The following is a 457-nucleotide window of genomic DNA, read 5'->3' on the forward strand; positions in this document are numbered from 1 at the left end:
TGCTTGCCACCGCCGGTTTCCTTGTTCACGGTGGCCCAGGCGCGCCGTTCGGCTTCACCTTCCGACACGCCTCGTTTTTCGTAACTTTCCTCGATATGCTCAGCCTGTCGGGTCTGCTTGCCGGTGTAAGCGGATTTGTCGCCGCGAGGCATGTTCGTATTCCTTTGCGGAAATAGGTCGAACCACTCCCGTGAACGTGGATGCTCGGCACCGGTTCCCACCGGGTTGTCCCGCAAATCCGCGGGCGTGGTCATATCGATGCCGTCGGATGGTTGGCGAACCACACCGCGGCCTCGGTCAACACCTCATCGGGCGCCGGCTGACGCAGATAGGTGGCCAGATCACGGCATATCCGCTCGACCGGGTTGCCCTGCCGGAATGCCGACAGCCCGAGCGATCGTTGCACAAGGCGTATCGCGTCGAGGCAGGCGGTTTCGACGGCGATGCGCGCCAGGCC

Annotated in this window: 1 pseudogene; it reads right to left on the reverse strand. The window is 63.2% G+C overall.

Annotation, left to right across the window (positions count from 1 at the left end):
- Positions 1–250: 250 nt before the first annotated feature.
- Positions 251–457, reverse strand: a pseudogene (locus GSQ89_RS18095) (acyl-CoA dehydrogenase); the annotation flags it as partial.

The organism is Acidisphaera sp. S103 (assembly GCF_009765975.1).
Lineage (GTDB): Bacteria > Pseudomonadota > Alphaproteobacteria > Acetobacterales > Acetobacteraceae > Rhodopila.